The organism is Aquitalea sp. LB_tupeE (genome assembly GCF_013391415.1).
Classification (GTDB): Bacteria; Pseudomonadota; Gammaproteobacteria; order Burkholderiales; family Chromobacteriaceae; genus Aquitalea.
Map to the genome: position 1 here is coordinate 1 of NZ_JACAXB010000042.1, position 17,335 is coordinate 17,335.

17 protein-coding genes and 1 tRNA gene are annotated in these 17,335 nt (G+C 54.0%); 10 read left to right on the forward strand and 8 right to left on the reverse strand.

Annotated features, from left to right (window positions below; all coding sequences use genetic code 11):
* A partial coding sequence (locus HWX34_RS19830) for a LysR substrate-binding domain-containing protein (RefSeq protein WP_178973901.1) occupies positions 1–652 on the forward strand: 652 nt, incomplete at its 5' end.
* A 1,294-nt stretch (positions 653–1,946) separates the two neighbouring features.
* Positions 1,947–2,576 carry a hypothetical protein gene (locus HWX34_RS19835; protein ID WP_178973902.1) on the forward strand — a complete coding sequence of 210 codons (630 nt, stop codon included), beginning with the start codon at positions 1,947–1,949 and terminating at the stop codon, positions 2,574–2,576.
* A 343-nt stretch (positions 2,577–2,919) separates the two neighbouring features.
* On the opposite strand, the gene HWX34_RS19840 is transcribed toward HWX34_RS19835, so the two are convergent.
* The 3 genes from HWX34_RS19840 to HWX34_RS19850 all read right to left on the reverse strand — a co-directional run bounded on the left by HWX34_RS19840 (position 2,920) and on the right by HWX34_RS19850 (position 3,792).
* Positions 2,920–3,057 carry a hypothetical protein gene (locus tag HWX34_RS19840; RefSeq protein ID WP_178973903.1) on the reverse strand — a complete coding sequence of 46 codons (138 nt, stop codon included), beginning with the start codon at positions 3,055–3,057 and terminating at the stop codon, positions 2,920–2,922.
* Positions 3,058–3,080: 23 nt separating this feature from the next.
* The gene (locus HWX34_RS19845; RefSeq protein WP_178973904.1) at positions 3,081–3,323 is read right to left on the reverse strand and encodes a hypothetical protein; all 243 of its coding nucleotides are present in this window, start codon (positions 3,321–3,323) and stop codon (positions 3,081–3,083) included.
* Between the two features lie 67 nt (positions 3,324–3,390).
* The gene (locus HWX34_RS19850; RefSeq protein WP_178973905.1) at positions 3,391–3,792 is read right to left on the reverse strand and encodes a hypothetical protein; all 402 of its coding nucleotides are present in this window, start codon (positions 3,790–3,792) and stop codon (positions 3,391–3,393) included.
* A gap of 81 nt (positions 3,793–3,873) precedes the next feature.
* Here HWX34_RS19850 and HWX34_RS19855 point away from each other — a divergent pair, with 81 nt between their 5' ends.
* From HWX34_RS19855 to HWX34_RS19870, 4 genes are all read left to right on the forward strand, one after another.
* Positions 3,874–4,188 (forward strand): helix-turn-helix domain-containing protein, encoded by a 315-nt coding sequence (locus HWX34_RS19855; RefSeq protein ID WP_255497615.1) that lies wholly within the window; start codon positions 3,874–3,876, stop codon positions 4,186–4,188.
* Positions 4,189–4,729: 541 nt separating this feature from the next.
* Entirely contained in the window at positions 4,730–5,383 is a 654-nt protein-coding gene (locus tag HWX34_RS19860; RefSeq protein WP_178973906.1) for a hypothetical protein, read from the forward strand.
* Between the two features lie 283 nt (positions 5,384–5,666).
* Complete coding sequence (locus HWX34_RS19865; protein ID WP_178973996.1) at positions 5,667–5,969, forward strand: cupin domain-containing protein; 303 nt, start codon at positions 5,667–5,669, stop codon at positions 5,967–5,969.
* A 192-nt stretch (positions 5,970–6,161) separates the two neighbouring features.
* The gene (locus HWX34_RS19870; RefSeq protein ID WP_178973907.1) at positions 6,162–6,794 is read left to right on the forward strand and encodes a transcriptional regulator; all 633 of its coding nucleotides are present in this window, start codon (positions 6,162–6,164) and stop codon (positions 6,792–6,794) included.
* A 66-nt stretch (positions 6,795–6,860) separates the two neighbouring features.
* On the opposite strand, the gene HWX34_RS19875 is transcribed toward HWX34_RS19870, so the two are convergent.
* Entirely contained in the window at positions 6,861–7,802 is a 942-nt protein-coding gene (locus HWX34_RS19875) for an ornithine cyclodeaminase family protein (protein WP_178973908.1), read from the reverse strand.
* Positions 7,799–8,770 (reverse strand): threonine/serine dehydratase, encoded by a 972-nt coding sequence (locus tag HWX34_RS19880; RefSeq protein ID WP_178973909.1) that lies wholly within the window; start codon positions 8,768–8,770, stop codon positions 7,799–7,801. Before HWX34_RS19880 ends, HWX34_RS19875 begins: the two co-directional genes overlap by 4 nt.
* Positions 8,771–9,289: 519 nt before the next feature.
* On the opposite strand from HWX34_RS19880, the gene HWX34_RS19885 reads away from it, so the two are divergent.
* Complete coding sequence (locus HWX34_RS19885; protein ID WP_178973910.1) at positions 9,290–10,570, forward strand: HipA domain-containing protein; 1,281 nt, start codon at positions 9,290–9,292, stop codon at positions 10,568–10,570.
* Between the two features lie 56 nt (positions 10,571–10,626).
* On the opposite strand, the gene HWX34_RS19890 is transcribed toward HWX34_RS19885, so the two are convergent.
* From HWX34_RS19890 to HWX34_RS19900, 3 genes are all read right to left on the reverse strand, one after another.
* Positions 10,627–12,372 carry a site-specific integrase gene (locus HWX34_RS19890; RefSeq protein WP_218645266.1) on the reverse strand — a complete coding sequence of 582 codons (1,746 nt, stop codon included), beginning with the start codon at positions 12,370–12,372 and terminating at the stop codon, positions 10,627–10,629.
* A gap of 154 nt (positions 12,373–12,526) precedes the next feature.
* Positions 12,527–12,617, reverse strand: a tRNA-Ser gene (locus HWX34_RS19895).
* A gap of 63 nt (positions 12,618–12,680) precedes the next feature.
* Positions 12,681–13,811: a GNAT family N-acetyltransferase gene (locus tag HWX34_RS19900; protein WP_370459804.1), complete on the reverse strand. Its 1,131-nt coding sequence runs from the start codon at positions 13,809–13,811 to the stop codon at positions 12,681–12,683.
* Between the two features lie 73 nt (positions 13,812–13,884).
* Here HWX34_RS19900 and HWX34_RS19905 point away from each other — a divergent pair, with 73 nt between their 5' ends.
* The 3 genes from HWX34_RS19905 (at position 13,885) to lolA (ending at position 17,325) form a co-directional block, all read left to right on the forward strand.
* Entirely contained in the window at positions 13,885–15,480 is a 1,596-nt protein-coding gene (locus HWX34_RS19905) for an NAD+ synthase (protein ID WP_178973912.1), read from the forward strand.
* A gap of 68 nt (positions 15,481–15,548) precedes the next feature.
* Positions 15,549–16,556 (forward strand): hypothetical protein, encoded by a 1,008-nt coding sequence (locus tag HWX34_RS19910; protein ID WP_178973913.1) that lies wholly within the window; start codon positions 15,549–15,551, stop codon positions 16,554–16,556.
* A gap of 160 nt (positions 16,557–16,716) precedes the next feature.
* Positions 16,717–17,325 carry an outer membrane lipoprotein chaperone LolA gene (lolA, locus tag HWX34_RS19915; RefSeq protein ID WP_178973914.1) on the forward strand — a complete coding sequence of 203 codons (609 nt, stop codon included), beginning with the start codon at positions 16,717–16,719 and terminating at the stop codon, positions 17,323–17,325.
* Positions 17,326–17,335: the final 10 nt, after the last annotated feature.

Consider the following 17,335-nt stretch of genomic DNA (forward strand, 5'->3'; position numbering starts at 1 on the left):
CCGCCAGGTCACATTGAGCGTAATCCCGTTGTTTGGTTTGGGTTGGCTTATTCCCCGACTGAATCGGCTGAATTTTTCTACTCCTCACGTTGACCTCAATCTGCTCTATGCACACCACCGCCACTACTTGAGTGACGCAGCAGACTTGTCTGTACGTTTTGGCAACAAACAATGGAAAGACTATCGCAGCACCTTTCTCCTGCCTGGTGCCGTTGTGCCGATTTGTAGTGCCACATTCCTCGAAGAATACGGTCCATTCCATGACCCTGCAGACCTCATGTCGGTCCCGTTGCTACACGACGAGGATCGCGGGACGTGGGGGCTATGGTTCGAAAACGCGGGAGTCGCTGACCCCGGACGTGCAAGTGGACTTCTGTTTGAGGATGGTTTGCTGACAATGGAAGCAACGAAAGCCGGACTGGGTTGCGCCCTGCTGCGAGAGGCTGTTATTTACGACGAGATTGCATCAGGTGCCCTGATAAAGCCGTTCGACCTACCCTACGATGACGGGCGTCACTACTACTTATGCAGTCGCTCAGACAATGCATTATCACCAGACGCACAACGGTTATGCGACTGGCTGGAGGCAGAAGCAAAGGAATTCATGCATGACTCGCAAATATCAGGAACTTGCAGTGGACTATCCCAATAATTCATTGAATCACTGGCATTGACCGCCAAAATCTGAACGTGGTAATTCTTTCCCAAAGGTGGGGATTGCATCGTTGGTCAAAAACAAGCCAGAGGAACCACCCCGCAAAGCGGGGTGGTGAGAGAATGAGTGAATACAGAGCAACATATCCACCCGGGTTTACCTTCATCAATATGCCTGCTTTGCTCGCTGACCGGCCAAGATCAGCATTCATCCCGCTCGCTGCCAGGCGAGCAGGATGGCACATCGCTACAACGGGCTGCCAAGCCCAACCACACACTTCGCAAAACACTCTAACCTTTCGGAACACGGTGCCGCCGTGTCGCTGCGATGCAGCTCCCAATACGCTTCGGTCGTATCACGTATCAGTCAAACCCTACTCAGTAGTCTCCCTCTCTCAGTTTCATTCTGCACGGTGCCACCCGATACAGTCCGTGAGAGACTCCCACGTTAGTAACCAGCTACTGCGCAACGCAGCGCCACTGCCTCCACATTCCCCTAGTCTTTCGACTCCCCGCAGGTTTCCCCAGCCCGATGTTCCATAGCGGCTCAGGTACTCAGTTCATGCTTCATCGACTACGAACCACGGCTCAATGCCTATGGCTCTACGTTGCTCCGCACAGCACCCTCGTGGGTGCCGTTACAGGTTTGAGCTATCCATCGACCCTCGGTTTCCCGAGGTGCCAGCTGCGCCAGGTTTCCCCTTGCAGCCCTCGTATGTCGCCATACGCTCAGAAGCCATCCTGTGCGGTACGGGTTACGCTCTTCCGATACGTCCCCCGAGTCGGCCTTGCACCGACTTTCACATAGTTACAGGTCAACAGGCCATTTCCTGCCTGCCGCCGTTTCCGTGTCGCCCAACCTCATACAACTCCACCGGTTGTACGGATCGGGTCGAAAAAGGGAATTTCACCCTCCTGCGCCCGTCGCAGCCGCACCAGCCCTACTAGAGGCATGCAGCTACAGTGTTTGCTCGATTCCAGACTGGCGATCTGGAATCTTCCGGGGTGGCGCCCCGGCATGTCCTTTCGGACGTGTGTGTTTGCAGTTGGCAGCCTGCTCAGTACGCCCTCCTCGCCCCAAAGGCGCACTGGGCAGGCTGCCGTGCGTGCAAATCACCTCGGTTTTCACCGAGTCCATTTCCTGCATTTTTGGATGTTCTGAAGCTGTATAGCGAAAAGCGCTGAAAATCTCGGAACATCATTACGTACGAGTCGTAGCTACCGAATCACATTGCACAGATATACGTTTTCTTCGCTATACAGCGCATCAACAACTGAATGAGAGAACTTGTATGTCTGCTTCAACACCGATTGCACGCAGTAAAACCGCAGCCCTGGCCCGCATTCTCGATAACGTCCCCAAGGGCTATCACCGCTATACCTGCGGTACCGTGGCAGCACGGAAAGCCGAGGCCCTGGCGCAGAAATTTCATACCTTATATGGCATAGGCTGCTCACCCGCTCAGCGACTCATCCGAAAGGGTAAAGGGCTGGCCAATGTGGTGTTGGTCATGCACTGGCCGGTGGATGCAGAAAAAGTGGAGTGGCTACTACTGGCTACGGATGGCAAAGGGCTGGAAACGGAAACCTTGCGGGATGTAAGCGATAAACAGCGCTTGAAATGGCTTGGCTATGAATTGGCGCGTCACACCAACCGGGCGAAAGTAATGTGGACGTGGAGACGGACAAAAGAGGAAATGACAGAACTGCATGCGCTGATTGCCATGCAAGCCAACCAGCACAACACCGAGGCAATATCAGAAACGCTGGAACGCATCGCCAGGCAGCCTGGATTTCGCGGTGTACGAACCCAGTCGTGGGCACTATGCGAGGCGGCGCTACAGCGTGGATATGATGGACCACTGCCGCATCTGTATTTTGTGCAAAAGATAAGTCATGGGGAACGTCTGCCGCTGGACTAGCCTGAACGGTGCCTCACTGATACCCCAAGGCAGGAAAGCATTATCTTGGGGCTTTGGAACAAAGCGTCTTCACGTGCTGGATACCATCTGGGACACCAGCAGCAGGTGCGTGACACATGGCCATTCTCTGGCTGCAAAAATGGAGTTCACGCACAAATAGGTCAAAGCTGCGCGTTTCAACGGTGACTGACGATTGCGTCTGAAAATCCGCCTGTGAGCACTCTGCTCCAGCCTTGAAATCAGTTACAGCAGTGCTTCGGTGTCGGCACTGGCACTGCTTGCAACTGAATCAGCAATACACAGACGAGGCATTGCATCGTCAGATACCAGGACGAATCTGCGGTCAGGGTTGGCTATCTGCTTTGGCTGCCAATTGCTCGGCTTCCTGTAGCAGTGTTGAGGCAGGGTCGCCCAGCGCATCCGCAATCTGCCAAAGCGTGCCGACTGACATCGCGACATCACTTCGTTCAATGCGTCCCATGACGTTCCTGTGCAGCAATACAGTCAGCGTGATCGTGGCTCAAAGGTGCAGTGAATGCGCCTTCCGGCATGTAGCACCATATCAACCAGCTTATCAATCGTGAAGTCACTGGTCTGCTGCTGCAGAATCGCTAGTCTTTGTTGAGCGGTGATGCCGAGATTTATCGCCTCGTTTTCCGTTGAGACAAATTGTTTGAGCTCGGCTATCAGTGATTTCTTGATGTCCTCTGAAAGACTAGGGATGCTGGGGTCTGGGCTATGGTGCATAACATTTCCTTTCGGCTCACTTCTCCCACCCGTATTGGTTGGTTTGAAGCACCTGCTATCCCTATTTTCAAGCAGCCTGGCTGTGTATCTGCTTGTACTTGAGTATGGCTCGTAGCGCGGCATCTGCGTACGACACACCTTCTGCTACTACATCATTCACGACACAAATTACTTTGTCGCCGCATACATTGAAACTTGCACCTTCTTCTTGCACGCTCTTGAGTACCCCAAAAAGAGAGTCTGTTTGATGAGCGACCATATGGACCCTGTCAGGAGATTCCGCGAAGATATACAAGGCTTTCTTATCGGCATGATAGGTGGCAAATGCATGCGCGGGGTCTCCGACCACGGCCACACCTTCCAGATGGTGCATGTGGTACAGCATTTCTAACGTGGTCAGGTCGAGATTATCAATATCGAGTGTGTTTTCCATCGCAAAATTCAGTCCTGAAGTATGTGCCTTGGCCATGCCGTAACCACCAGTGGCTGTTGATGTATCTACAGCCGGGCAGAGGCAAGTTTGGTTGAATGTCTCATTCAATAGTCGATTTTGGACTATTCGATTTTGGACTGCAAGCTGACTGACCAAACTATTTTCAGTCCTGAGATGGAAAAATCGATTTATACGAGGGAGTACACGCTCCTGCTTGAAGTCCTTCGGACTGCACGTGAGCGCGCTGGGCTTACTCAAGTTGAGCTTGCATCAAAGCTGGATGTAACGCAGACGTTCGTCAGCAAGTGTGAACGTGGCGAACGACGCCTGGACATTATTGAACTGCGCAACTGGTGTGCTGCGCTTGGCATCACGCTGGATGAGTTGATTCGTAGCCTGGAGTTGGCTATCTCAGGTTCTGCTGAGAGCTGAGGGCTCGGCTCGGGTCGGCTTCAAAGGAGAGATTTGTCGTGAGTCCGAGCGAGACTTGGAAATGTGGAGATTGCGGTGAGCCGTGCATCCCCGTCAGTGTGGGCCAGCCAAGACCTCCTTGTAGTCGATGCGGGAGCTTTGCGAAGCATATCCACCTAGTGTTCGTCGAAGAAGCTAACCTGACGGTGACAGACTTTTTAGACGTTCAATCCAAAAATGTGAACATGACGGGCAAGCGGAAAATCCGGCGACACCTTCAGACGGGAAGCCAATGGAGCGTGTCCCGGGAGAAGTTTGTTGACAAGGTGCGAGATATCGATCGAGATGCTGGCACTTACTACGAGCGCGTCGTAGATCCTGAGACCGGGGAGGTGCTTAGACACTGCGAAGAGCCGTTAAGCGAACATTTCGGACGGGGGTCGGCGAAGCCCCGGTCGGAGTAGCCTCGCGAACGGCTGAGCAATCGAGCTTTCGCTCTTTCTCCGCACTGGGGCTTGTCAAAATACTGCAACTTCGGCGCCAGCAAAATTATGAAGGGACTATGGACTCCGGCATCGTTTATGTCAAAAGCTACAAGGAAGGATCAGATGTCGTGGACTTTCTCAAAGAAGTCTATAAACATCCAGAATTCTCTCATTTTCTCGTTGCAAGATTCGATGCGATCAATGCTCGCGATTACTTTCGCGAATATATTGTTGAGAATGGAATTTCCTCTTTGTTCAATTTTTCGCTGGCTTGCGATGCTGTGATGCATGGAGGGATCCATGTAGATGAAATCGCGGACATCGTTCTTCAATTTGTTGAAAAATTGAAAGGCGTAAGGGATCTTTTCATTATTGATCCCTATTTTTATTCCGATGACCCTGATTGTGTCGCCCTTTTTGGAAAAATGATGTCCGTGCTCTCCGAGCAGCTATGCTCCGTGACATTCTTCACGAACGGTAGTAGGGCGAGTAAGAAGTCGACTATGCATTCGGTCCTGATGGCAGTTGCACCAAATGTTTCGATCAAGGACGTTGTTACCGACGAATTCCATGATCGTTTTTGGGTAGATGCAGCAAACATGGTCGGAATTGTTATGGGCACCTCCTTGAACGGGATTGGAAAAAAAATCGCGCTGATTGATCACCTATCGAAATCCGATGCGTGCGAGATCGCCAAACTGGCACGCCAACTAATCAATCCCACAACATAGGGCGGCAACCCTACATTCAACAGGATATACTCTGGCGCTCCTCTTCCGGGCATCATTTCATTCTGCCTGGAGTCCCTACTCGGTTGTATGCTGGCAACTCAAACGTTAGCCATCTGGAGACCGCTTTGGTCGACCAACAGTCGGTGGTGAAGCCTGGTCGGCGGCTGTTCGGTCTTAGCGGTCACTCGACAGGTAATTGTGGAGCGACAGGTTTACACGGAATAACGGACACGTCCCCCCGTCGATTCATGTAATCGAACAAAAGGACATTCCAGTGCTCTGGATGGGACCAGAGGGAGGCAGCGCACGTTTGCTGGCAGGAACCAGTGGCCCTGACATGGTGGAGTTGTGGCGCTGGGAAATGCACCCTGGAGAGGTATTTACCTCCCTAGGTCACCCGCATGGCACATTTGAACTGTTCCATGTCGAACAAGGCATATTGGAATTGTGCGTGGTGGATACGGTGACAACCATAGGTGCTGGCAATGCTGCGGTGGCCCGTACCGATTCACCACATCATTACGCTAATCGTGGTGATGGCTTGCTGATATTTACCATGACGGTTGCAGAGCCAGGCTCATTATGAATAGAAATGCATAGTGCCGCATTGTAATATCTCTGGCATGCCGGTCATAAAAGTATTTCTCACACATGCCGCCATCAATAAAACAGTTGTAATTGTTGTAATGTGACAGGCTCAAATTGACTGGAAGCAAGGTAATCTTATATAGTTTTTATCGCCTTACCTGGTTGAAGATCATCCATTTAGGTGTCCTTAATGAATAAAAAAGACAAATCTCAGGTTAATGAAATATTGTTAAAACGTTATGGCAGCGTAGCTGATGGCATTGCTACTTTATTTTTTCCCTACGCGGAAGTTGTCATTCATGAGTTAGTCAGCCAGTCTGTGCTTTATTTGGCGAATAATCTTTCCAAGCGCTCGCTGGGGGATGATTCAGCTTTGGAGGAAATTGAACACTCCAAGCAAGAGGATGTCATCGGTCCTTACGAAAAGCTTAACTGGGATGGCCGAAAGATGCGCTCAGTGAGCATGGTGTTGTTTGATGATGCTGAAAATGCTATCGGCATGATGTGTATCAATTTTAACGTGGCGGTGTTCGAAGATGCCAAATCTGTTCTAGATACATTCATCAAGGGTGTTGGTGTAGTCGCACAACCGGCCGAACTTTTTAAGGACGACTGGCAAGAGCGTATCAATACCTTCTTGCACCGCTGGCTACACGAGCATCAGGTTAGTCTGAATTCGTTGACTCGAGATCACAGGCGTGCGCTTGTTGAGGCATTGTTTAAAGAGGGGGCGTTCAACGGTAAAAGCTCTGCTGACTATATTGCAAAGGTACTAAATATGGGACGAGCTACTGTTTACAAGTACCTGAAAGAAATGAAGTAGAACTGCCTCCCCACAAGAGTAAAGAGGTGCCGTTGCACCTCTTTACTCTTACAAGTATTAAGCAGGTTAACTTACAACACTTTCTGCGATCTGAGCATCTTGAACTGCCACTCCAGTCAGGTCTGCAATTGTTATCTGCATTTCGTTCACATCGTCACGAGCGCGGCCCCCTTGTGACAAGACGTTACCCAGCTCCTTCAGCATGTCAAGTTGAATCAAACCTGCATCTACTGCATGTGAGACTTCCCCGTATTTACTGCACTGCTCGATTGAGTCGACGACTATTACACCTGCCCGAGCCACAATTTGTGGATCCAATTCCTGCTTACCCTGACTATCAGCGCCGACTGCCGTAATGTGTGTCCCCGCACTAATCCATTCCGATTTAAGCAGGGCTTCGCGAGAAGGAGTTGCAGTGACGATAAGATTTGCATTCCTGGCTACGGGTTCGGGTGATTTGTGCAAATGGACTGTAAAGCCTTGTGCTGTCATGACTGTAACGAATCGCTCTCCCTGCTGGGCATCTGGTCCCCATACGTGCACTTCACGGCAAGTTGTCACAGACTTAAGGTATTCCAGTTGCAGTCGGGCTTGGTCGCCGGTGCCGATGACACCAATACCTTTAACAACTCGTGGAGCAAGGATGCGAGCGACTAGTTGACCAGCAATCGCCGTCCGCACACCTGTCAACCAGCCTTCATCCTTAAGTAACGCAACAGGCAGCCCCGTTTTTGCTGAAAAAATCATCACGAGTCCACTATTGCTCGGTAAGCCTATTGAGGAATTGTTATAAAATCCGGCGGATACTTTAACAGCAAAATTTTCACTACCCTCAACATAGGCAGACTTAATACAGCAATCACCATTAGCAGTTTTGAAATAAAAGTTTTGCACCGGAGGGACGAGTACGGCCTTCTTTGAGTAAGCAACGAAACCTTTCTCAATTAAATTAGTGGCCCGATCTATATCAAACTTGGCAATGATTTCTTCTTTGTTCCAGATTTTCATTTTACTGCCTCAATAAATTTTTCCAGCATGATGTTCCTGCCACATAGAACAACCACAACGTTGCGCCCTTGATAGTTGTGAGACTGTTTCAACATTGACGCCAGTGCAACACCCGCAGCCCCTTCTACCATCCAACGATCCGTCTGCGCGAGAAGCTTCATTGCGGCCTTGATTTGCTCTTCAGTCACCAGTTCAGTGCTGGAAATAACTTCCTGCCCAATTGCTAGAGTAATGGTGTCAGATTCGATCCCCCCCGCAGTACCGTCCGAAATGGTGTCGAGCTCTTCACTTTCAACAACTGTTCCGGCTTTCAAGGAGCTATAGAGAGCAGTCGAATTTGCGGGCCAGCACCCCACTACCGCTGTTTGAGGGCGGAAGTTCCGGATTGCAGTACCTATGCCTGAAATCATTCCTCCACCACCAACTGCTACGAAAACAGCGGCTAGTTCGATTCCTTCGATACTCGCTTGCTCATGAATCTCCATACCGATCGTTCCCTGGCCTGCAATAACATCAATGTCGTTATAAGGGTGTACGAACGCAACTCCTTGGAGGGTGGCTTGACGTCCAGCTTCTATCTCAACAGCTAGAGAGGTATCGTCGATCGTAATGACTTGTGCACCTAATGCACGAATCGCATCTAGTTTGACCGGGGAGGCCGAAGTTGGGGCGTAGACCGATACTTGAACACCTGCAAATTTACCAGCCAAAGCAACCCCCTGGCCGTGGTTCCCAGTCGAAACAGCAAGCACCCCTTTATTGCGAATAGCTGGATCAAGCAAACGAATCTTGTTCGTTGCACCACGATATTTGAATGCACCGGTATGTTGAAGGTGCTCGCACTTAAGGTATACGTTGCAGCCAGTCAGTTTGGACAGCATCGGACTGAACGTAAGTGGCGTCACCGCAACATGCGGACGAATCCCATGGTGCGCATCCTCAATCCGCTCTAACAGATTCTTTGTCACGCTAAACCTCACTAATTCTTCAATCGTTGAAAATTGCCTTGCAACCCTACTTTAGGTGCTGCTGCAGGAACAGAGCGGTGCTTATCACTTTAAGCACCTTACTCAATGCAGTATGAAAGGCTGCCGCATGGCGTGTACATTAAGTCTATAGTAGACAAAATTATCCATCAATAGAAAAATTATCTACATGCTGCCCATTTCACCTTGGTTACTCAGATCCAGGATGATGGCGGTATGTAGGGTTTTGACCGAGGTCGAACTAGGGCTTCGCTTTCAGTTAACGAAATTGCTGCAGACTTCGATGTGTCCACTAAGTCGACCAGCAGGTTCAAAAAAGTGGTGTAACGCTGTTAGAATTTTCAGTTGAAACGGCCCAAAACGACCAGTATGCGGCTGAAAGCCGACGCTATGAGCTAGCATATGGAGGACTGCTTTGGCCGACTCACTGCCATCTGTTTTGATGCCAGCAGTCATTCAGACACTGACCTTGGTACACTCCTTCACCAAGGAGAGCGGACCATGCAGTTGCAAATCGAGAAGTGCATAGACGGGGTGTGGTGGTTGGCAGCGACGCTGCACATCGACCATCCGGCCATGGGGCTGGCGTCGAGCTGCACGCTGGAGTACCTGCCCGACTATGTATTGGAGTTTCTTGATCGCAGCGACGAAGCCAGTCTGGATTTCCGGCACCCTCTTTCCTTCAGCCACTATCGCTGTGATGGGTGGCCTGCTTTTTTCCTGGACTTGCTGCCAAGCGGCTATGGCCGGGATGCCCTACTGACGTTGCTGAATGGCAGTGCCCGCGATGGCGCGCAGTACGACGCCAGTGTCTTGATGCATGGGGCCAGTCAGCCGCCTGGCTGCATGCATATTCGCGAAGCGCATCAGTATTTGGCTGATGCGATGCCTCAAGGCTTTGGGGGCTGGTCTGAGGCGGAACTGGCGGATGTCGACACCGGGCTTGAATCGCTGCTGCAAGAACATGATGTCCTGCATGGCGTCACTACCATGTTGGGGCAAGCCCCCAAGCTATGGATGAGCCGCGCCAGGGATGGCCGGTTTTATCCGGATGCCTGCCTGGCCGAAGACGATATCGTCGAGCGCTTTCTGGTCAAATTCCCCCGTAATCGCGAAGAGCAGGTTTTGCTGGAGCATGAGCTTTTCTGGCTGAAACTGGCCAAGGCGGCGGGGCTAGGCGTGCACGGCCAGCCTTTCATGCTGGGCAGCTTGCTGTTCATCCCGCGCTTTGATTGCGCTTTGGTGCGGGGGCAATGGCAGCACCATCATCTGATGAGCATGTATACCCTGCAGGATGCGCAGCAGCATGGGCTGAAGCTGTTTCATGAAGACGTGCTGACGAACTGGCAGGCCCATGCCGAGCCAGACGAATTCCTGCCTCAAGTGGCTGAGTATTTACGCCGTGACGTGCTGTCCTATTGTCTGAAGGCGGAAGACAACCACGGGCGTAATACCGCCTTTCTGAAGCATTGCAGCCGTTTGCAGCTCAGCCCGCTTTTCGACTTTTCTCCGATGTTCCTGACCCGTGACCCACCTACCCGCCTGACTAGCTGGCGTAGCTTTCCGGTAGGTCAGCATCAGCAATGGCCGCTGCTGTTTGAGGCATTCCTGCCCACGCTTCTTGGCGAGGCGGCATGCCATACCCTGCGCACCTCCATGCGTGACTGGTGCTCCACACTCGCCGAGGTGCAGCAGCAGTTCGCTGCGCTGAAGCTGGACGAGCGCACGGATGCATGTCACATCCGTTTTGCGACGGCATTGGCGGCGCTGGACTCGCTGTAAGCGCTGAGTATCCGCATCTCAGCAGGATTCAGCCTGCTCGGTCGAAAGCCTCCCTGTTAAGGCTTGTCCGCCCGAATGAACTCCACTTCCGGGAAGGTGATGCGCGACAGGATTTCCAGCTTCTTGTCGACCGGCAGTTCACCGCGGTATTTCTTCACCACCGCCGAGGCTTCCTGATTCACCTGTCCGTTCTGAATGGTTTCGATGCTGGTGATGTTGCTGGCATGGCCGGTGATGGTTTCCGCGCTGACCACACCGAGCACCATCGCTCGATGCAGGAAGGTGGAGCGGAAGGCATGCATGCCGACAATGCGAGCATTCGGGGTTTCGTCGCGCAGCCCGATTTCCTGCAGGAATTCGGTGAACCACTTCATCGCCTTGGGCGAGGCGCGACCTGCTGCGGTCGGGAAGGCCTGGAACAGCAAGGTGTCGCCACGTTTCTTGGCTGCCGCCACATAGTCGAGGAAGCCCAGCTCAATCAGTTTGGGATGGATAGGTAGCTTGCGTTTGGAGCCACCAGTCTTCACCGATTTGTCGATGCGGGCATCCCCTTCGGACTCATCGGTAATGTCCATATACCAGGTGCCTGTTTGCGCATCCTGTGTGATATCGACTTGCGGGTTCAGTTGGCAAAGCTCATTGACCCGTGCGCCGGTGAACAGGCCCAGATGGGGGAGCCAGTATTTGTGGGCCATGGCTGGTCGTCTGGCAAAGCGTGCCATTTCCGGCCCTTCGAACAGACGCTTCAGTTCTGCCGATTCAAAGGCCCGTTGACCGCCTTCGGGGTCACGGCGGGAGCCGAGGTATTGCACCCCTTCGGTAGTCAGTGTCATCGGCCAGCCGTGGTCCTGCCACTTGCGGCGGCAGTACTTGATGAACGGGGTCATCACGGCGAGGTAGGTGCCGTCGAAGGTCCCCTTGCTCATCTCGCCGCGTTGCTGCTTGGCCAGTTCCAGTGGTCGCAGTTTTTCCTGACGGCAGATGTCTTTCCAGCGCGGTGGCAGGGTTTGCACCGCTTCGAAGTAAGCCTCAAGGTCGGTTTGCTTGAGCAGGCCGATGGGTTTGTCGCCGATGATATCCACCAGCAGTGGCATCACCGCTGTCACCTTGCGCAGCATCGCCACCTTGTCCAGCTTCTGGTAGTAGGCCAGATAGCTTTGGGTGACTTCTGACAGCATCGGCGTTTCCAGCCGCTGCGCCATCACCGGGGTTGGCACTTCCTTGCCGTCATAACGACTGAGCAGTTTCTCGTTGGTACGGATGGCCATGCGGCCATAGGCCAGTGCCAGTCGGCGCATTTCGGGTTCAGTAGCTTTGAGCTGGTAGCGATACAGCCGCAGGAATTGCTCCAGCGGGCCACGCAGCAGTTCGTAGTCACCAATAGCCACCGCGCCTTTGAGAATGCGGTTGGCCTCGGTATAGCCGGTCTGGTATTCCTCGACTTCGTCCAGCGTGTAGTGACCGTTTTCGCGGCGAGCTTCATCGCCAGCCAGGCTGACTGACTCAGCGTGCAGGCAGATGGCGTCGATGACGTCAGGAGTGAGTGCGTCGATGTGGGTAATAGCGGCGAGTTGCGTACGCGCGTAGCGCTCCGCCTGCCGTTGTCGTTTTTCCTCCCACTCGGAGGTCAGACGGGCTTCTTCCGCGCGATGGCGCTCGACGGCCGTACGGTAGTCTTTGGTGCGTAGCGAAAACGTGATTTCTTTTTTGCCGGGGTAGCAAACAAGAACGTCAGTAGGGATGCGACGACGAAGATAGTAAGTGCCGGATTGGGGGTGGCGTTGCAGGCCTGTGGGTAACATTGGCATCGTTCATTGAGTTCCGATCCAGAGTATAGGAAGCCAAGAAGAAAATTGAACTCTTATCGCCAATGTGTAGGAGTGTTGTGTAGAACTCAGGGGGAAAAAAGCCTTATACAACCTGAATTTACTGTAAAAACAACACTTTAGGGGTGTTTGGCGGAGAGGGGGGGATTCGAACCCCCGTTAGGGTATTACCCTAAACACGCTTTCCAGGCGTGCGACTTAAACCACTCATCCACCTCTCCAGATGGCTGCTGAGGCTGTGTTTACTGCGTTTCGGCCTCAGAGGCTGCGCAGTATATAAGCCCTTATTGCGTAGTGCAAGGGGTTTTATAGGCAGCATGTAAAAAAAGCTGTTGCTGGTAGTCGCCAATGGCCTCGCGCTCGCGGGCCAGCCAGTCGGCAATGGCGCGGCGAAATTGCGGGTGGGCAATCCAGTGGGCCGAGTGGGTAAGCACCGGAGTAAAGCCGCGCGCCAGTTTGTGCTCGCCCTGCGCACCACCTTCGAAGCATTGCAAGCCATGCTGGATGGCGTATTCGATGCCGCTGTAATAGCACAATTCAAAGTGTAGGCAGTCCACGCTTTGCAGCGCGCCCCAGTAACGGCCATACAGTGTGCTGCCGTCTTGCAGACACCAGCTGGCGGCAATCGGCTGGTTTCCTCTGCTGGCGATAAACAGAACGCAGTGGCTGGGTAGCACCTGCCCTGCCATACGGAAAAAATCCAGATTCAGATAAGGCGGCGAGCGGTGTTCCAGGTAAGTCTGGCGATAGCAACGTTCGAAAAACTGCCAGTGCTGATCATTGATTTCCGCGCCTCGCAGTACTTCTATGCTGATACCTGCATCGCGCACCTTGCGCCGTTCCTGGCGGATTTTCTTGCGCTTGCTTTGCGACAGCGCCGCCAGAAAAGCATCGAAATCTGCGTAGCCCTGGTTTTGCCAGTGAAACTGCACCCCATGGCGAATCAGCCAGCCGGCCTGCTGCAACAGCGCCAGTTCTTCTGCCACAGGAAACAGCACATGGGCGGAGGACAGTTGATAATCCGCCACCACTTGTTGCAGGCCGCCGATGAGCGCGGCTCTGGCTTCGCCCTGACCCAGCAGGCGGCTGCCCGTCACCGGAGTAAAGGGTGAGGCCAGCAGCAGCTTGGGGTAGTAATCCAGCCCTGCGCGTTGCCAGGCTTCGGCCCAGGCCCAGTCAAACACGTACTCGCCACGCGAATGGCTTTTGAGCCAGGCGGGTGCCAGGCCTTGCAGCTGACCCTGCTGTTCGGACCAGACGGGCAAGGGTTGCCAGCCAGTGGCAGCAGTGGCACAGCCACTATCGTGTAAGGCAGTCAGCCACTGCCGCTGCATGAACAGGCCGGCATCAGCGGCAAGCTGGTCCCAGTCTTCAGCATTCAGGGCGTTGAATTGGTCGGCCAGATGCAGATTCACGTGGTTTCCTTTCGGGCAAGTGCGCATTCTTGGGGTAAAATCGTTGCCATCCAAACCCATGGTTGTGTTCAACATGCGTATTGCGCTCGCTCAGTTCAACCCCGTTGTTGGCGATATCGCCGGCAATACCCGAAAAATTCTCGATCTGGCCCAGGCTGCCATCGCCCAGGGGGCGGATGTGCTGGTGACGCCGGAGCTGGCTCTCACCGGTTACAGCCCGGAAGACCTGCTGCTACGTGACAGCTTCTATCAGGCCTGTTCAGCGGCCATGGACCAGTTGCTGGAACTGGATGGCATTACGCTGGTGATTGGCCATCCGGTCAAGCTGGGTCATGAACGTTTCAATGCGGCCACCGTGCTGCGCGACGGCAACCGCCTTGGCCAGTATCACAAGATGCTGCTGCCCAATAACGAAGTGTTTGACGAGTGCCGCTACTTTACCCCGGGTGCCACACCGCTGGTATTCCAGCAGGGTGCCCACAAGGTGGGCGTGCTGATTTGTGAGGACGTGTGGTCGGTAGACCCTGCCGCCGAAGCCGCCGATGCCGGGGCCGATGTGGTGGTGGTGCTCAATGCTTCGCCTTTCCATCGCAACAAGATTGAAACCCGTCATGAAGTGCTGCGCTATCGCAGCGAGGAAACCGGCCTGCCGTTTGCCTATGTCAATCTGGTGGGTGGTCAGGACGAACTGGTGTTTGATGGCGCTTCGTTTGCCGTCAACAAGGCAGGCGATGTGATTGCCCAGGCCGCCGCCTATGACGACGAATTGCTGCTGGTGGATTTTGCCGATGGCGACCTGCAAGACGCTCCCGCCAACGCTGCCCTGCCAGACCCGCTGGAGAGCGTATACCGCGCGCTGGTGGTAGGTGTGCGCGACTACATCAACAAAAACGGCTTCCCCGGCGTATTGCTGGGTCTGTCCGGCGGTATTGATTCCGCCCTCACCCTGGCCATTGCCGTGGATGCGCTGGGCGCGGACAAAGTGCATGCAGTGATGATGCCGTCGCGTTATACCGCCGATATTTCCGTCATTGATTCGCGCGACATGATAGGACGCGTCGGCGTGAAATACGACGAAATTGAAATCTGGCCGATGTACGAAAGCTTCATGAATGCGCTGGCCGCCAATTTTAACGGCCTGGCGGAAGACACCACCGAAGAAAACCTGCAGGCACGCATTCGCGGCACCTTGCTGATGGCCTTGTCCAACAAAACCGGCAAGCTGGTACTGACCACTGGCAACAAATCGGAAATGACCACCGGCTACTGCACGCTGTACGGTGACATGGCCGGTGGTTTTGCCGTGCTGAAGGATGTGGCCAAAACACTGGTGTTTGCGCTGTGCCGCTGGCGCAATACCCAGGGTGAAATCATTCCGGAGCGCATCATCACCCGCCCGCCTTCTGCCGAGCTGCGTCCGGACCAGAAAGACCAGGACAGCCTGCCGCCTTACGAAGTGCTGGATGCCATCATGGCGCGCTATGTGGAAGAAAACCTGTCTGCCGAGCAAATCATCGCCGATGGTTTTGCCGAGGCGGATGTACGCAAGGTGGTACGCCTGCTCAAGATCAACGAGTACAAGCGCCGTCAGGCACCGGTTGGCCCGCGCGTTACCCAGCGTGGTTTTGGCAAAGACTGGCGCTACCCCATCACCAACAAGTTCAGTTGAAGTCAGGCGGGCTGCACAGCCATGCTGCCCGCTCCCCTGCAAACATAACAAATGACTCCGGGATAACCATGAACCTTCGCCCTGCACTCGCCGCTCTTCCGCTTGCCGCTTTGTTGCTCACCGGCTGCGCCAGCCCGCTAGCCGGAAAACCGGCAGACCTCGCCACCCGCCAGATATTGCGCGACAACCTGCAAAACGCCAGTTACAACTACAGCGGCGAGCTGGGCTTTACCTCGCTGCACGGCAGTAGCGCCGACGATGCCAAGCCGCAACTGTCCTACACCATCAATCAGATAGCACGCTCCACCAAGGTGGCCTTCAATGGCGCGCTGGACCAGTCCACCAAGCGGATGGAACTGATTCCGTCCTTCCGTTTTGAACGGCGCAATCTGCAAGCCAGCCTCAGCCTGCCGCTGGAATTGAACCTGCAGGATTTCTCACTGTTGGTGGACCCCTCCGCCTTCGACTTGTTCGTGCCCGAGCTGTATAGCGAGCAAACACGTTTTGTCCGCTTCAAGCTGCCCAGCGATATCGCCGCCAGAATTCCGCTGGATGCCATGATAAAAGCCCTGCCCGGCCTGGTGGATGAAGGTTACGGCACGGTGGACAAGCAGGTATTTGCACTGGAGCCGCTGGATGCCACCGCCCGCCAGCTCGGTGCCAGCTACCAGTTGCGCATTGCCATGAATCCGCTGCAGGAAAGCCAGGTTGTGGTGCATATCGTGGATGGCCTGGTCAAGGTCATTCAGCAGGAAGCCGAACGCCAGGGCCGCCCGGAAGATGGCAAACAAGCAGCATCTGCCGCGCAATTGATACGCGCACTGACCCAACGCTCGGCCACCGACATGCAAGCCAGTCGCACGGTATCGCACCTGTATGCCAACCGTCAGGGCCAGCTGTTGGGGGTAAATCAGGAAATCACGCTGGATTCCCCGCAGCTGCGTGGCCTGGCCTATATCCACATGCGCTACAGCAATCACAGCAAGCCGGTGTTTGCCTACCAGCCGACGGCAGCAGACATCATCGATTACGACAAGCTGCCCAAGCCGCAATGGCTGCAGGACTTGACCAAGTAATCGTTCCCAACACTCCTTAACAGCATGATCCGAACCGCCGCCCCCACTTGCTGTCACACTTTGCTGCCCAGCAAGGTGAGCATGACGGGGGCGGCGATTGCCATCCGGCCCCTGCCGGCACTGTCATGACAGTCACCTGCAATTGCCTCAAGGACCCCAGATGAAAAAATTTGCCCTGGCCATGCTGGCCACCGTGCTGACCTTGCCAGTACAGGCTGCGGCCATTGCCCAGCTCAAGGCCTTTGTCAATGACACCAAAACCCTGTCCGCCAACTTTACCCAGGTGGTGAGTGCCAAAAACAAGAAAGAAGAAGTCTCCGGTCAGCTGGAAATCTACCGTCCCGGCAAATTCCGCTGGAGTTACAACAAACCGTACGAACAGCTGATTGTGGGGGATGGCAAAACACTGTGGATTTACGACAAGGATCTGGCCCAGGTCACCCGCAAGAACCTGGATGGCGCGCTGGGTAGCAGTCCGGCCGCGCTGCTGGCGGGCAATAATGCCATCGAACGCGACTACATCCTGAAAGAAGCGGGCAAACAGGGCGACGTAGAGTGGCTGAACGCCAGCCCGAAAAAGCAGGACAACACCTTCAACGCCATCCGCATGGGCTTTAGCAACAAGATGCTGGTGGAAATGGAGCTGACCGACAGCTTTGGCAATAACACCCGCATCCGTTTTGCCAATCAGCAGAAAAACCCGGTCATTCCTGCCAATCATTTCAGCTTTACGCCCCCCAAAGGTGCGGATGTGGTCAGTGGCGACTAAGCCTCAAGCA

What these genes read in the sequence shown, in the direction of transcription:
- HWX34_RS19865 (WP_178973996.1), top strand. Translation starts at nt 5,667, where the DNA reads ATGGGACCAGAGGGAGGCAGCGCACGTTTGCTGGCAGGAACCAGTGGC.
- HWX34_RS19890 (WP_218645266.1), bottom strand. Translation starts at nt 12,372, where the DNA reads ATGTTACCCACAGGCCTGCAACGCCACCCCCAATCCGGCACTTACTAT.
- HWX34_RS19905 (WP_178973912.1), top strand. Translation starts at nt 13,885, where the DNA reads ATGCGTATTGCGCTCGCTCAGTTCAACCCCGTTGTTGGCGATATCGCC.
- HWX34_RS19850 (WP_178973905.1), bottom strand. Translation starts at nt 3,792, where the DNA reads ATGGCCAAGGCACATACTTCAGGACTGAATTTTGCGATGGAAAACACA.
- HWX34_RS19860 (WP_178973906.1), top strand. Translation starts at nt 4,730, where the DNA reads ATGGACTCCGGCATCGTTTATGTCAAAAGCTACAAGGAAGGATCAGAT.
- lolA (WP_178973914.1), top strand. Translation starts at nt 16,717, where the DNA reads ATGAAAAAATTTGCCCTGGCCATGCTGGCCACCGTGCTGACCTTGCCA.
- HWX34_RS19910 (WP_178973913.1), top strand. Translation starts at nt 15,549, where the DNA reads ATGAACCTTCGCCCTGCACTCGCCGCTCTTCCGCTTGCCGCTTTGTTG.
- HWX34_RS19885 (WP_178973910.1), top strand. Translation starts at nt 9,290, where the DNA reads ATGCAGTTGCAAATCGAGAAGTGCATAGACGGGGTGTGGTGGTTGGCA.
- HWX34_RS19845 (WP_178973904.1), bottom strand. Translation starts at nt 3,323, where the DNA reads ATGCACCATAGCCCAGACCCCAGCATCCCTAGTCTTTCAGAGGACATC.
- HWX34_RS19840 (WP_178973903.1), bottom strand. Translation starts at nt 3,057, where the DNA reads ATGGGACGCATTGAACGAAGTGATGTCGCGATGTCAGTCGGCACGCTT.
- HWX34_RS19875 (WP_178973908.1), bottom strand. Translation starts at nt 7,802, where the DNA reads ATGAAAATCTGGAACAAAGAAGAAATCATTGCCAAGTTTGATATAGAT.
- HWX34_RS19835 (WP_178973902.1), top strand. Translation starts at nt 1,947, where the DNA reads ATGTCTGCTTCAACACCGATTGCACGCAGTAAAACCGCAGCCCTGGCC.
- HWX34_RS19870 (WP_178973907.1), top strand. Translation starts at nt 6,162, where the DNA reads ATGAATAAAAAAGACAAATCTCAGGTTAATGAAATATTGTTAAAACGT.